General features: G+C 64.5%; 8 protein-coding genes. 4 read left to right on the top strand and 4 right to left on the bottom strand.

Annotated features, from left to right (window positions below):
- Nucleotides 1-68: 68 nt before the first annotated feature.
- From SINAC_RS10250 to SINAC_RS10235, 4 genes are all read right to left on the bottom strand, one after another.
- Nucleotides 69-1,133 (bottom strand): HlyD family secretion protein, encoded by a 1,065-nt coding sequence (locus SINAC_RS10250; RefSeq protein ID WP_015245588.1) that lies wholly within the window; start codon nucleotides 1,131-1,133, stop codon nucleotides 69-71.
- On the bottom strand, nucleotides 1,130-1,855 hold the full coding sequence (locus SINAC_RS10245; protein ID WP_015245587.1) for an ABC transporter ATP-binding protein: 726 nt from the start codon (nucleotides 1,853-1,855) through the stop codon (nucleotides 1,130-1,132). The genes SINAC_RS10250 and SINAC_RS10245 overlap by 4 nt, the downstream gene beginning before the upstream one ends.
- A gap of 10 nt (nucleotides 1,856-1,865) precedes the next feature.
- Complete coding sequence (locus tag SINAC_RS10240; protein WP_015245586.1) at nucleotides 1,866-2,990, bottom strand: ABC transporter permease; 1,125 nt, start codon at nucleotides 2,988-2,990, stop codon at nucleotides 1,866-1,868.
- Nucleotides 2,991-4,064: 1,074 nt separating this feature from the next.
- Nucleotides 4,065-4,694, bottom strand: coding sequence for a TetR/AcrR family transcriptional regulator (locus SINAC_RS10235; RefSeq protein ID WP_015245585.1), 630 nt, complete (start codon nucleotides 4,692-4,694; stop codon nucleotides 4,065-4,067).
- A gap of 861 nt (nucleotides 4,695-5,555) precedes the next feature.
- Here SINAC_RS10235 and SINAC_RS10225 point away from each other — a divergent pair.
- From SINAC_RS10225 to SINAC_RS10210, 4 genes are all read left to right on the top strand, one after another.
- On the top strand, nucleotides 5,556-6,128 hold the full coding sequence (locus SINAC_RS10225) for a hydrolase (protein WP_015245584.1): 573 nt from the start codon (nucleotides 5,556-5,558) through the stop codon (nucleotides 6,126-6,128).
- Between the two features lie 15 nt (nucleotides 6,129-6,143).
- The gene (locus tag SINAC_RS10220; RefSeq protein ID WP_015245583.1) at nucleotides 6,144-7,244 is read left to right on the top strand and encodes an AbrB family transcriptional regulator; all 1,101 of its coding nucleotides are present in this window, start codon (nucleotides 6,144-6,146) and stop codon (nucleotides 7,242-7,244) included.
- Nucleotides 7,245-7,478: 234 nt separating this feature from the next.
- Nucleotides 7,479-7,697, top strand: coding sequence for a hypothetical protein (locus SINAC_RS10215; RefSeq protein ID WP_015245582.1), 219 nt, complete (start codon nucleotides 7,479-7,481; stop codon nucleotides 7,695-7,697).
- Nucleotides 7,698-8,006: 309 nt separating this feature from the next.
- Nucleotides 8,007-14,681: a type I polyketide synthase gene (locus SINAC_RS10210; protein WP_015245581.1), complete on the top strand. Its 6,675-nt coding sequence runs from the start codon at nucleotides 8,007-8,009 to the stop codon at nucleotides 14,679-14,681.
- Nucleotides 14,682-14,686 lie beyond the last annotated feature (5 nt).

The raw sequence follows: 14,686 nt of genomic DNA, 5'->3' as shown, positions 1-14,686 counted from the left end.
CGGACTCGGGTCCAGCCGGACTTCGAAAACGACAGACGACCCGCTCCCTGGAAGGTCTTTGAGCCCGCTCATGGCGGCACGGTCCCGATGCTCACTCGGACAGACTGCCCGAGTCGCAGTCGCGGCTGCCCCGGCTCCAGGACGATGACGCATTCCAGGGTGCGAACGTCACTCAGTTGGGACGGGTCGTGGAGCACCGGGCGCCGCTGACTGTACCAGGACGCGACTTGCTCAACATGACCGTGGTAAGAAAAGGTGGAGTCTGCCTCATCCTGGATCAGGACCTCATTCCCTTCCCGCACGCGAGGTGCGAACTCCTGTTCCACTGTTGCGCGAATCACTTGCGGACCGTCGGCGGCGAAAAGCAACACGGGCTGGCCGCGCTCGGCCCCCAGCACGTCGCCCGGGCCGACGAGAATACGCAGCACAGTGCCAGGTCGAGGCGCCTTCACGCAGCACTCCTCCAGGGCAAGCCGAGCTTGCTCATGCCGCGCCTCGGCCACGGCCTTGTCGTACTCCGCCTGCCGGATCTCGGGGTCGACCTCCCGGGCCTTCATTTCCGCCAGGCGCAACGCTTCCGACCGTTCCAGGGCCTCCAGTTCGCGGACGTGAACCTCACTCGCGGCCACCTCCACCACATGGATCATCGGGGGCTGCCCCGACTTCTGTCTCTGGACCAGGATTTGACGGGCAGCGGCAAGCCGGGCACCCGCCGCGTCGACCAGGGACTGCTGTTGGGCGATCCGATCGCGCTGTTGATCGGGCAGTTTCCGCGCCTGGTCCAGCCGGAGCCGACTCAACTTCAAGGCCGCCTCCGCTTCGAGCAGCCGGCTCCGGGCCGTCCCGTCATCCAGGCGAAGCAGTTCCGTTCCTGCCGGCACCGCCTGGTTCTCGCGGACCAGAATTTCGGCGACGCGGCCCGGCTGGAGCGGTGACAGCGACGTCACACCGTGCTCAAGGTCCACGGTGCCGAAACAAACGACCGCTTCCGTAGAGATTGCGGAGTTGGCCGATGGAGCGGAGTGTGCGGTGGCCGGACGTCGCACGACGAGACTCCCGGCGATCAGGACGATGCCCGCTGTGAAGAGCACGATGAGCCAGAGCGGACCGCGAGCTAGGGGGACACATCTCACGAGGGGACCTCGCTGGGTGTCGGTGCGGGTGTGGTTTCATCGGCCAGTTGCCCGTCGACAAGGTGCAAAACGCGGTCGGCGTAAGGCACCAGGCGGGGGTCGTGGCCGACCATAAATAAGACCGCGCCGCGATCTCGGGCGGCCGACTGCAAGAGCCGGATGATCTGCTCGCCGTGGCCCCAGTCGAGCGAGCCCGTCGGCTCGTCGGCGAAGCAGAACCGGGGATGTTTGAGCAAGGCGCGTCCGACGGCCACGCGCTGCTTCTCACCGCCGGAGAGTCGATCGGCGCGGAGGTGAGCTCTGCGGCCCAACCCGAGTCGTTCGAGGATCTCACCCACCCGGCGCCGGGCTTCACCACGGGACGCCCCCTCGCCCCAACGGACGACCATCTCCAACTGCTCGCTAGCCGTCAGCGACGGGAACAGGTTGAAGCCTTGAAAGACAAAGCCGAAGTGGCTCAGCCGGAACCGCTCACGCTCCGCTTCGCGCATCCGCCAGAGGTCTTTTCCCAGGACCCGCACTTGACCCTGGTCGGGCCGCAACAGACCGGAGAGCACCGCCAACAACGTAGACTTGCCACTGCCGGATGGGCCCATAAGCAAGAGCACCTGGCCCTCATACAGTTCGATGGAGACGTCGCGCAGCACCTGCACGGCTTCGTCGCCGGAGCCAAAAGCGCGGTGAAGGTTCTGGGCAGCCAGGGCCGGCGCAACGCTGGACATTGGGTAAACCTCAGCGTAACAGGGTGATCGGCTCGACCAGGCGCAGCGAGCGCAGGGCCGCCAGTCCGGAGAGGAGGGCCATCGCCAAAGTCAAGCCCGTGCCCAGGCCGAGCAGCCAAGGAGGGAGGAGCACAACGGCCCCACTTCCCTCACCACTGGCCGCGAGCGCGTAGATCATCGGCAAGGCCAGGCCGATACCTCCGAGGCCAACCCAGAGCGACTGCGCCATGACCAGCCCCGCCATTTTACGCCGGGGGATGCCCAGGGCGCGCAGGACGGCATACTCGCGGAGCGACGCCACCGTGGCTGCGTACAGGGTCTGGCTCGTAATCGCCAGACCGACGAGCAGGCTCAAGAGAGCGGTGAAGCCCATGCCGATGCCGGCCTTGGTGCTTGTGGCCCAGTACTTACGCGTTCGCTCTGAGAACTCCTCACGAGTAAAGGCGGAAAGGTCCGAGCGCCGGCCCAGTCGACGGGCCACGGCGGCGGCGTCTTTGGGGTCACGGCAGCGGGCCAGCAGGTACATCGTGTGCCGGGGATAGTCGTGGAACAAAGGCTGGAGCAGATAGGCCGTCCGCAACGAGCAGAAGACAAAGGGCGGACCAACGCTCTTGAGCCCGCGTACCAGGCCGACGACTCGGACCCGGCTCCCCGCCACCTCGGCTGTGTCGCCCACCCTCTGGACGCCCAGCCGCTCCCGTTCCGACTCGTCGATGACGACGGCCCCAGGCTCAGTCAACAACGTGCGCATCCGGGGCGTCAGATCGCTCACCGCACCAAGCGCTCCGTCCTGTAGGCGCGACCCGATGACGCAGCAGACCTCCGACCCGCCCCCGGGCTTCCTCCAGTAGCTGAACCCGTACAGGTAGGGCTCGGTCTCCACCACCTCGCTCATGCTGGCCAGTCGCGCACGCCACGACTCCGGGATGGGGTAGCCGAGCTCCAGGCTGAGCACCCCGCGCGAGGCGGCCCAGACCTCAGCGCGGCTGTGGTCGATCGGTAATGTCAGCACCGCCAAGGCGCCGAGCAGCAGGCCCACCTGGACGGTGATCAGCAGGTCGCTGAAGGCAACCGCCAGAATCGCCGGCAAAAAACGGCGACGCTCGCGCCAGAGGATGATCAGTGAATAAGGCATGGGCCACGGCCGTTCGATCCGACGATCGATCCCTGAGGGTAAGCCCGACCATCGTGATTTTACCAAAGACGGGACGGGGCATCCCCTCCATGGAAAGCAAAGGGGCAAGACGCAACGAACGTCACGGTGATCTCCTGCGGCGAGAATCCGTCACGGGTGGGCTGATAAGCCCAATTCGCCGACCCCTCACGATTCAATGGGTTACGCGTCCCTTCTTCTACTCCCAGAAAAAAGTACGCTCCGGCCCGATGAGCACTGGCCACTTAGAACCTGAGTGGCGCCTCAGCCAAGTCGTTGAACATGCCCTCGTAGGGTAGGCTTTACAGCGGTTGGCCTTCAGGAGGCCTTCGAGCTTAGAACGAGCCTGAGTGTTAGGGGTGGCCAGGACCACGTGTTGTCCGGGCTAACCAATGGTTGGATCTGCTCGAAGGACAATCTGTCCTCTCATCTCGGCACTACGAGAGAGATGTCTCGCGAATCCACGGCTCCGCCTCTCAGGGGATTGCGAAGCATCTGCTTGTGCTTTTGTATCTGGTCGGCATGGGAATCAGCCATCTTCCGAAGCGGTGAATTGATCGACGGGCTCGAAGCGATTCGGCCATTGGGGTGTGCCTTGGCCGGGCGTCGGCATCGACGGCGGGCATGAGAGCGGCGCGGCGCTTCGGTAGATAATTCCACCCTACGACTTGGAAATCGCCGTGCCGATAGGGCCACCTCGCCGGTGCATTTCCGGAGGCGGTTGATGCACTTGCTTTTCCCTGTGGGACGACGGGCTGCGGGGAAGTCGGATCATTCGACTGCGCCTAGCAGCGTGCGCCAAGCGTCATCTACAATGAGGCGAGATTCCAATTCGGCGGCCCGCTGTTGAACCCTCGAAGACGAGAGGGCCGACGTCCCCTCGTCGGCCTGACACCTCCGTCAACCCTGACTGGCAGGATCTGGGCAGCCTCGGGCATGGGCGTCGCGAATCGGCAACCGTCCCGACAGATATGACCGCTGTTTGATGTAGAGGGCAAGTCTCGATCTTTGGCGGAGGAACGTGAAGGTCAGCATCTGAAGGCAAAGGTCAGCAGATTATCCATGGGCGAGCTTGCTCGCCAAGTAGAGTCGAGTCATGTCCCTTAGCTCCGCCGACGCCCCGCCACTATCAGCAAGCACATCATCTGAATTTAATATTTTCATTAATTTCATATTATGCAGCAGGACGACCGCCATGTGCTGGGCCGTCTTCGGACGGAGTCGCGGCGAGCGGAACCTCAGCGTTTGGGCGATGTGCCGCAGCGCAGCGTCGTGGAATTCCTGCCGCTTCGACGACCATTCGAGACGAGCCTCCAGCAACGCACGCATGGCCTTCGATTCGCCCCGAATTTCGACCAGGAAGTAGACCAGGGCGTCTGCCAACGCTTCGATCGGCATCGAAGCAGCCTGGCTATCGATCCTGGCGAACGCCTCGTCGACGATCCCACCGTACCGTTGGATCAACGCATCTGCCAGAACTTCCTTGTTCGGGAAGAAGTGGTAGAGCGAGCCGATGTGTGCCCCGGCACGTGAGGCGATTTCCGCCATAGTCGCCGCCTCGAAGCCCCTTTCCGCAATCACGGAGGCTGCCGCCTCCATCAAGGCGGCTACGCGCTCCTTACCGGGGCGACGTCGGGGTTCCTGGGCAGCCCGCACGGAATCTGCGTTTGACTTATTTGTGGGCATTCTCAAAAACCCCGATAGCTGAGGTTGCACTCAACTAATATAGCGGGCCCGCTGTCGATTGTCACCTTTCAAAGTCGCAGCAGGAAAGGTTTGGCGACCCATGCCTTGGCTCGATCCCCTCACCACCGCCCTCGTCCTGATCGATCTCCAGAACGGGACGCCTGGCGGGTCCCCAATGCCACACCGGAAGTGGATATGAGGGCCATCGCCGCGAGCTCGGATCTGAATCATTGCAAGCTCTTCCTGAATGTCATCCTGGCTTCCTGCTCAATCCCAGGACTCTTCCCGCATGTGCCGATCGAGATCGGGGTGAACGGACGGCGATACACCGAGCTCCACGCCGACGAAAACATCATCTTATCCCTGTCAACTTATGCCACTACTAGCAATTACGGCCGGCTATAGAATCTGCATGATTTGCATGTCATCGCATCTTGAAAAATTCTGCCCAACCCCCAGGCCGTGAACCACCGGCTGATTTCCATCCTGCGTGCGTCGTTGCAGGAGAGGCTGGTGAGTTGAACCGAGCCTTCCACCTCAGTCGCCTGATGGGTAGTCGATTCGCGCTCACATCGATCCCCCAGGAGTTGGAAGTCGAACCGGACGTCACCCGCTTTGACCCAGATGAGATGCGGCGGCTATTTGAATCGGGGCTCGCTCAAGCGGCTCATGGGTGGTGCTCGGCCACACCCGGTATCGATCCCGAGGGTGACCCGCCTGTCCAAAATCTCTCCTTGACTTTTTTGAGGCGCGGCTCAATCATCCTTTTGTTTGAGTCGAAGCTCAACTATTTAGGCAGAACGTCTTGCCGATGTCACCTGAGGACGGTAGGTAGGCTCCGGCATATTGAAAGGAGAAGGCATGATCTCTCTCAATCCGCTCACGACCGCCCTGGTCCTGATCGACCTTCAAAAGGGGATCGTCGGTTCTTCGCTTGCCCCACATACGGCCTCCGAAGTCGTGAACGTCGGCGTCGATCTGGCGAGGCGATTCAGAGGGGCGGGCTCATCCGTCATCCTGGTCAACGTCGCCTTCGCGGCGGATCTGGAAGATGTCCTCCGCCAACCGGTCGATCGGCCATGGCCGATCCCACCGGGTGGATTTCCCGCTGGCTTCAGCGACCTGGTCAGCGGGCTCGCAGAGCCTTCCGATCTCCGGATCACGAAGCGCCAATGGGGGGCCTTCTATGGTACGGACCTCGACCTCCAGCTCCGGCGGCGCGGGATCAGGACGATCGTCCTCGGCGGCGTCTCCACCAACATCGGCGTCGAGTCGACGGCCCGGCAAGCTTACGAATACGGCTATGAGGTCGTGATCGCGGAAGACGCCACGACGAGTCGGTCGGCCGAGATGCACGCCTTTTCCGTGGGGGAAATCCTCCCGTTACTGGGCAGAGTGGCGCCGTCTTCGGCGATCGAACTGTGGCAAGACTGAAAGGCAGCTCTCATCATGGTCCAACTCGCGCCACCGCTCACGCGGCTCAACCGGCCGTTGCAAAGGGGCCTGCTGGTGGTCGGTTCCGCCGCCTTCGCGATCCTGCTACGGCTGGCAGGATTACCGGCGGCCCTGATGCTCGGCCCAATGCTCGCCGCGGTCCTGTTTAAGGTCCAGGGCGGGACCATCCAGGTCAACCGTCATGCTTATGCAGCGGCCCAGGCAATCATCGGCTGCCTGGTCGCCCGCAGCATAACGTCGGGCATCCTCGCCATTATCGGGAAGCAATGGCCGATCTTGCTGGCCGTCACCGTGACGACAGTGACGGCCAGCAGCCTGCTCGGATGGCTGATCGGCCGATGGCGAGTGCTCCCCGGTACGACGGCCGTCTGGGGCCTTTCTCCAGGGGCGGCTTCCAACATGATCTTGATGGCGGAGGTGTACGGCGCGGACTCGCGACTCGTCGCTTTGATGCAGTATCTTCGTGTCCTTGTCGTCGCCGTGACGGTTTCCGTCATGAGCGGATTTTGGTTGGATACTTCCGGCAAGGCCATACCCGCGACGATCTGGTTCCCGCCAATCCACTGGCAACCCTTCGCAGCAACGATGGCGATTGCGATCGGCGGTGCGATCCTCGGTGGGTTGTCACGCATCCCGGCCGGCATGATGCTCGGGCCGTTGATCATTGGCTCAGTACTGCAGGCGGCCAACCTGGTTGCGATCGAGTTGCCGCCGTGGCTGCTCACGGCAAGTTATGCGGTCATGGGTTGGGTCATCGGTCTGAAGTTTAATCGGCAAATCCTTGTCCATGCCGCACGGGCACTGCTGCAGACACTCTTGTCGATCCTCGCCATGATCGCTTTCTGTGGCGGTCTTGCTATTCTCCTGGTAAGGATACTCGGCATCGATCCGCTGACGGCCTATCTCGCCACGAGCCCCGGCGGCGTGGACTCGATCGCGGTCATCGCCGCGTCGAGCAAGGTCGATCTCGAGTTCGTGATGGCCCTCCAACTCATGCGTGTGGCGATCTTACTCCTGGTCGGTCCGTCGATTTCCCGCTTCGTCGCACAGAGGATGGAGGGAGGGAAGAACAAAACCCAGCCAGGATGCGGATAGCAGTCGTGTTAGCAGGATGGCTCCCGCTCTTAATATTCCAAAAATCAATCACAAAACAATTATCAAATATCGCAGCATGCATGAGCGACGCCGAGCGATCAACATTACCTCCCGTTGATGACGTCTTTTCAGCCAGCGATGAAGAAGCATCTTGGTATCGTGGATCACGACCTCGATCATTGAAGGCTGGGTGTCTGTCTGGCCGGGCTTCCGAACGAGGCCCGGACGGACGGTATGACTGACGCGGAGAGCAGCCTGCCGAGGGACCATACCGCCAGGCACGTCAATGGGGAAGCTAAATCCCCCTGGGTCTGGCGAACACGAGGAGGCTCGTGGAAGATTCGATTCGCGGCCCAGGACAACGAACTCGGCTGGCATCGGGCGATCGGCGACGTCACGCCCGCGCGGAAAGCGGATATTCGCCCCGCCGTCTGGTCACCGGGAACTCATTGATTGAAGGGTTTAACGGCGCTACGATGACATAAGGTGGGGGATTGGGTGCCGTGGCAACCGCACCGAGCGCCGTCCCTGGGGCCAGGACCGAAGGAGGGGCGACACGGGACCGCCCTGCCTACCCTTCGGAATTTGCAAGAAAGCAGCAAATCCATGCTTGCAGACAAAAACATCCTCGATCGTATCTGCAAGTCCCGGTTCCTCCCTCGCACGCTGAATCATTACACCTCGATCTGCGGGACGAAACAAGTGAATCGTCCCAGGCCGCGCGAATCGCGGTTCAAGGGCTCGTACAGAGCAGGTTGAGTCATGCCAAACCGTCGCGTCAACGGCTCGGTTCGTCCCCGAATCGGGTCCGGATCCGGGGTTCGTGAACCGATCGCCATCGTCGGTATCGGCTGCCGCTTTCCCGGTCGAGCGAACAATCCTGAGGCGTTTTGGAATCTTCTCGAGAGCAGCACGGACGCCATCACGGAAGTCCCCGCCGAGCGCTGGAACCTCCAGGCGTTCTACGACGCCGACCCGTCTCGGCCGGGAAAGACCTACTCTCGCTGGGGGGGCTTCGTCGAGGGAATTGATCGCTTCGATCCGCACGCCTTCGGCATCTCGCCGCGCGAGGCAGCGCGGATGGACCCTCAGCAGCGGTTGCTGCTCGAAGTGGCCTGGGAGAGCTTGGAGGATGGGGGCCTGACCCTCGAGCGGCTCTCGGGGAGCAACACGGCGGTTTTCGTCGGCATATCCAGCTTTGACTATTCGGTACTGGAGACCAGCTTCCGCGATCGGGGCGGCATTGATGTTTATTCCAATACAGGAGGCTCGCTCAGCATCGCGGCGAACCGCATCTCCTATTGCTTCAACCTGCGAGGGCCGAGCATGGCGGTGGACACCGCGTGCTCATCGGCGTTGGTAGCGGTACATCTCGCGTGCGAGAGCCTGTGGCGAGACGGCTGCTCCATGGCCCTGGCGGGTGGGGTCAACGCCCTTCTCTTACCCGACTGGTACGTCGGCTTCTGTCGCATGGGCATGTTATCCCCAGAAGGACGTTGCCGGGCGTTTGACGCGAGCGCCAGCGGCTTCGTGCGGAGCGAGGGAGCCGGCATTGTCGCGCTGAAACCGCTATCGCAGGCCCTCGCCGATGGCGATCGCGTGTACGCGGTGATCCGGGGAACGGCAGTCAATCAGGATGGCCACACTCAGGGAATGACGGTGCCGAGTGAGGAAGCGCAAGCGGCCTTGATTCTTCAGGCATGCCAGAGGGGGGGCGTCGCGCCTGCAGAGGTCCAGTATGTCGAAGCTCACGGCACGGGGACGCAGGTGGGTGACCCCATCGAAGCGCGTGCCCTGGGCCGGGCGCTATCCGGCGAGCGGGCGGACGGGCGGCCCTGTCTGGTCGGCTCCGTGAAGACGAACATCGGCCACCTGGAGGCGGGCGCCGGCATTGCCGGGTTGATCAAGGTAGCCCTCGCACTCCACCACCGCCGTATCCCCGGCAATCTGCACTTCGACCGGCCCAACCCTGACATCGATTTCGACAGCCTGCGCCTGCGGGTGCCCACCAGAAGCGAGTCCTGGCCCGCGGACCAAGGGGCGGCCACGGCGGGAGTCAACGCCTTCGGATTTGGCGGCACGAACGCCCACGTCGTGCTCCAGGAGGCCCCGGTCCCGATCAACGGGTCAAAGCGCCGGGGGCCTGAAGGGGAGACTCCGCGATCCTTTCTGATTCCCCTGTCGGCACGAGGCCCCGAGGCCCTGCACGCGGCAGCGAGGTTGCTGGCTGAGTTCGTGACGCAGCGCGCGACCGTCGTCTCCCTGGAGGAGATCGCCTCGAATGCAGCCTTGCGCCGGACGCACCACGAGGACCGCGTGGCGATCGTCGTGAACACGTTGGAGGAATTGGCGAGGAGCCTGGATGAGTTCGCGGCCGGCCAGATTGCGACAGGAACCATCGAAGGGCGGGCGACGGGCGGCCGGTCGCCCCGAACCGCTTTCGTGTGCTCGGGCCAGGGGCCACAATGGTGGGGCATGGGTCGGGAGTTGCTGCGCACCGAGCCGGTTTTTCGCAAGGCGGTCGCGCGCTGTGACACCATCATGAGACAGCTCGGCTCGTGGACGTTGCTCGACGAGTTGACTGCCGACGAATCCGCCTCGCAGATGGACGTCACCGCTATCGCGCAGCCCTGCCTCTTCGCGATCCAGGTGGGCCTGGCGGCGCTCTGGGACTCTTGGGGCGTGAGGCCCGAGGCCCTGGTAGGGCACAGTGTCGGCGAGGTGGCGGCGGCATACTTGGCCGGCGTGTTCAACCTGGAAGACGCGGTGCGGATCATTTACCACCGTGGCCGATGCATGGAGCAGGCGCCCGCTCGCGGCCGGATGCTCGCCGCAGCCCTCACTCCGGACGAGGCGCGGAGCTTGATCGCCGAGTACGGCGACCGCGTCGCCCTGGCCGCCGTGAACAGCCCGGGATCGGTCACACTCTCGGGCGAGATCGGAGCGCTGGAAGAGTGTGCGGAACGAATGAAAGCGCGCGGCACGTTCTACCGCTTCCTGAAAGTCCAGTACGCCTTCCATAGTGCCCAGATGGACCCGATCCGGGCCGAGTTGCTCGCCGCACTTGAGGGCATCCGGCCGAAGGTGGCGGCCTTGCCGCTGTTCTCCACCGTCCACGGCCGACGCATCGAGGGGCCGGAACTCGGCCCTGGCTACTGGTGGGAGAACGTCCGCCAGCTGGTCTGCTTCGCCGATGGTGTGAACGGGCTTATCGAGCGGGCGACTGACCTCGTGGTCGAGCTGAGTCCGCACCCCGTGCTGGCCTCCTCGGTGACGGAATGCTTTGCACACCAGGGTAAGAAGACGACCGTCCTCCCCTCACTACACCGCCAGGAGGGAGAGCGGGCGACGTTGCTGCGGTCGTTGGGTGCACTGCACGTGCAAGGGTATCCGGTCGACTGGAAGGGTGTCTTCCCGAGCCATCAGCGGTTTGTGCGTCTGCCGCTCTATCCTTGGCAGCGGGAGCGTTGCTGGCACGAGTCGGATGAGTCGCGGGCCTCCCGGCTCACGCCGCCGGCGCACCCGCTGCTCGGGGTCAGCCGTGGAGGGCCCTGGCCGGAGTGGGAAGCGCGGCTCGACCTGCGCCTGATGCCGTACCTCGCCGACCACCGCGTGCGGCACGCCGTCATCCTGCCGGCGACAGCCTACCTGGAGCTGGCCTTCGGAGCCGCCCGGGAGACGTTGGGAGCCGAGGGATGCGAGCTGCGGAATATCACTCTCGCCAACCCCTGTTTCCTCACGCCGGATGAACCGCTATGGGTCCAGAGCGCATTCGACCCCGAGACTTCGACGCTGCAAGTCTCCACGCGGCCGGCTCAGGACTCTCGGAAATGGACGGCGCATCTGACCACCGTCTTGCGCCCCCGTCCCGCCGAGCCGGAGTCTCCACCGTTTGCCCTCGACGCGATCCGTCGCCGCTGTCCGCGCGCGTACTCCCACGATCAGTGCTACGATTACCTGCGGTTGATCGGTCTGGACTACGGCCCGCTGTTCCAGGGCATCGAGCATGTGCATCAAGGTGATCGCGAAGCACTGGGGTCAGTCCGGCTCCCCGAGGGGCTCGAACCCGAGGAAGGAGCGCACCTGTTCCACCCCGCACTGCTCGACGCCTGTCTCCAGGTCGTCATCCCGGCGGACGGCGACTTCGACCGGCGGGACGGCGGCCTGTACTTGCCCTGGGCCATCGAGCAGGTCCAGTTCTTCCTTCGGCCGGGCCGGCATGTCTGGGCGCACGCCCGGCTGCTTGAGAAGACACCGCGCCAGTCCCTAGCCGAGGTCGACATCTACGACGAGGAAGGACGACTTGCGGTCCGCTTGCGAGGCTTGCAGAGCCGGCGCGTTATGAGGGGGCTGGAAGACTCGCTCGACGATATGCTCTTCGCCTACCAATGGCAGCCCCAGCCTTTGCCCGAGGCGAGTCCCCCGGCGGCACCGGGTTCCTGGCTGATCTTCGCGGACGAGGGCGGCCTCGGCGCGCGACTCGCCGAACGGCTCAGAGCGCGCGGCGACGAGTGTATTCTCACCACCGTCGGCCCTGAGTTTGACGGGGATGGTACCCGCTACCGGGTCAATCCCGCGCTGTCCGCCGACCTCCTCCGGCTGGTGCAGGCCGTCAACGCCCCGGGCCGGCTCCCTTGCAAAGGAGTCGTCCATCTGTGGAACCTCGACGCACCGCCAGCGACGAGGCTAACCGCTCCCATACTCGCCGACGCACAGACTGCGGGTGTACTCAGCATCGTCCATCTCGTGCAGGCGTGGGAGCAAGGTGCGTCAGCCCAGTCCACACCGCTCGTCCTTGTAACCCGTGGTGCTCAGTCGGTCGGCGACCGGCCCGAAGCGGTCGCCGTTGCCCAAGGCCCGGTCATCGGGCTGGGACGGGTGATCGCGGCCGAGTATCCGCGACTCGCCTGTAAGCTCGTCGACCTCGACCCCAAAGTCCAAGACGAAGGCGAGGAGCCAGCGGCTCCCTGGAGGATGGTCACCTCCCACCCTCCATTTGTCGAACAACCCGTTCCGGATAGCCTCTTACTCTTCGCTGAGGTCCAGGCCGACGACGGCGAAGACGAGGTCGCCTGGCGCGAGTCGACTCGTTACGCCCACCGTTTTCAGCCCTCCCCCGTAGCCGTGACCCCGCCCCACATCGGCGTCCCGTATCACCTAGCGATCCCTCGGCCCGGCACGCTCGACGGACTGGAAGCCCACGTGCTGCATCGGCGGCCGCCAGGACAGGGCGAGGTGGAGATCGAAGTCGACGCCGCCGGCCTCAACTTCAGCGATGTGATGAAGGTGCTCGGCCTCTATCCCGGCCTGCCCGAAGGCCCCGTGCCGCTGGGCGCTGAGTGCGCCGGCCGCATCTCGGCCGTCGGCGACGGCGTGACCGCGCTACGGGTCGGCGACGAGGTTGTGGCGGCCACTGGCTTTGCCTTCGGCAGCCATGTCCTGGCTCGAGCCGAACTGGTCGCCCCCAAGCCGCCCGGCCTCGGCTTCGAGGAGGCCGCGACTCTCCCGATCGCGTTCCTCACTGCCACCTACGCCTTGGAATACCTGGCCCGACTGAGCCCTGGGGAAACCCTTCTGATCCACGCCGCATCCGGCGGCGTGGGCCACGCCGCCATCCAGATCGCACGCCGCGCCCATGCCAAGATCTTCGCCACTGCCGGCAGTTCGGAGAAGCGCGACTACCTGCGATCACTCGGCATCGAGACCGTCATGGATTCCCGATCGCTCGACTTCGCCGACGAGGTGCGCCGACGGACGGGCGGACGGGGTGCCGACGTCATCCTCAATTCGCTCTCTGGCGCGGCCATCAACAGCGGCCTCGACGTCCTCGCCGATTACGGCCGCTTCCTTGAGATCGGCAAACGCGACATCTACCAGAACGCTCGGCTCGACCTCCAGCCGTTCCGCAAGAATCTGTCCTTCTTCGCAATCGACCTCGACCGTGTCCTGCGCGAGCGTCCAGCTCTGCTCGGCGGTCTGCTCCAGGACATTGTCCGGCGCGTCCGCGAAGGGATTCTCACCCCCCTGCCCCACCAGGCCTGGCCCTTGGACGAAGCGGTCGAAGCCTTCCGCTCCATGCAGCACGGCAAGCATATCGGCAAGCTCGTGCTGTCGACCCGCGGACGGAGCGTCGCGGCCGTTCCCGCCGAGGACGAGCCGCTGACTTTCCGGGCCGATGGCACGTACCTGATCACGGGAGGCCTGGGCGGTTTCGGGCTGGAAGTGGCCCAGTGGATGGCAGGCCGGGGCGCGGGCAACCTCGTCTTGTTAGGTCGTCGAGGAGTGCAGACCGAAGAAGCCCGCCGGGCGGTTGCCGCGATCGAGCGGCTCGGCGCCCGCGTTGTCGTCCGCGCAGTGGACGTGTCGCAGGCCGAGGACGTGTCGAGGGTACTCGCCGAGATCGACCACGACCTCCCTCCACTCCGAGGCGTCATCCACGCGGCGATGGTTCTGCAAGATGCCCTGCTCGTCAACCTCGACCGTGACCTGCTGGAGCGGGTGCTTGCCCCTAAAGTGAGCGGCGCGTGGAACCTGCACTCGCAGACGGCGGGCCGCCCCCTCGATCTGTTTGTCCTGTTCTCATCGCTGTCGAGTGTCCTCGGCCACGCCGGTCAGGGCAACTATGCGGCAGCCAATGCCTTCCTCGACGCCCTGGCCTGGCACCGACGCGCCCAGGGACTACCCGCATTGACGGTCAACTGGGGTTACCTCGGCGAGGTCGGCTACCTCGCCCGCCGCGGTGAACTGGGCGAGCGGCTCGAACGGCAAGGGGTTCTGAGCTTCACCGTCCAACAGGCCCTCACGCTCCTGGAGAAAGCCTTACAACGGGAGCACGTTCAGGTGAGCGTGTTGCGACTGGAGTGGTCGCGCTGGCGCGGCCTGGGAGTCACCAGCCGGGTGTCGCCGCGATTCGCTCACCTCTGTCGACGAGACGACGGGGACACGCTCCCGACCGGCGCCTTGCCCAGCATCGACGCCATCCGGGCCGCCGCGCCGAGCGAACGGGGCGGCCTGGTCGGCGCGTTGCTGCGAGACAAGGTCGCGCTCGTCCTCGGCACCAAGCCCGAACGCCTCGACGACGCACGCCCCCTACTCCAACTCGGCATCGACTCGCTGATGGCCGTCGAGCTGCGCAACTGGATTGAGGGCGAACTCCGTGTGAACCTGCCGATCGCGGATCTGTTGCGCAGCCCCAGCATCTCGGGCCTCGCCAAACTCCTGGCGGAGCGGTTCAGCGCGGTGGCCGGCACGCCACCGCTCACCTGTTCCCGTAACGGCGAGGTTGTAGGGGGGACCAATGGCCGCGTCTCAGCCGTAAACGCCTTGGAGCCCGCCCCCGAGGACATTGTCTCCCAGGTCGAGGATCTGTCCAACGAGCAGGTCGACGCCCTGCTCACCACCTTGTTGAATGGTCGGGTCAACGACGCTCGCCGGTAACAGGA

Origin of the sequence: Singulisphaera acidiphila DSM 18658 (assembly GCF_000242455.2) — a bacterium.
GTDB lineage: Bacteria > Planctomycetota > Planctomycetia > Isosphaerales > Isosphaeraceae > Singulisphaera > Singulisphaera acidiphila.
This window is presented reverse-complemented; position numbering and strand designations above follow the sequence as displayed.

What these genes read in the sequence shown, in the direction of transcription:
- SINAC_RS10245 (WP_015245587.1), bottom strand. Translation starts at nt 1,855, where the DNA reads ATGTCCAGCGTTGCGCCGGCCCTGGCTGCCCAGAACCTTCACCGCGCT.
- SINAC_RS10240 (WP_015245586.1), bottom strand. Translation starts at nt 2,990, where the DNA reads ATGCCTTATTCACTGATCATCCTCTGGCGCGAGCGTCGCCGTTTTTTG.
- SINAC_RS10235 (WP_015245585.1), bottom strand. Translation starts at nt 4,694, where the DNA reads ATGCCCACAAATAAGTCAAACGCAGATTCCGTGCGGGCTGCCCAGGAA.
- SINAC_RS10225 (WP_015245584.1), top strand. Translation starts at nt 5,556, where the DNA reads ATGATCTCTCTCAATCCGCTCACGACCGCCCTGGTCCTGATCGACCTT.
- SINAC_RS10220 (WP_015245583.1), top strand. Translation starts at nt 6,144, where the DNA reads ATGGTCCAACTCGCGCCACCGCTCACGCGGCTCAACCGGCCGTTGCAA.
- SINAC_RS10215 (WP_015245582.1), top strand. Translation starts at nt 7,479, where the DNA reads ATGACTGACGCGGAGAGCAGCCTGCCGAGGGACCATACCGCCAGGCAC.
- SINAC_RS10210 (WP_015245581.1), top strand. Translation starts at nt 8,007, where the DNA reads ATGCCAAACCGTCGCGTCAACGGCTCGGTTCGTCCCCGAATCGGGTCC.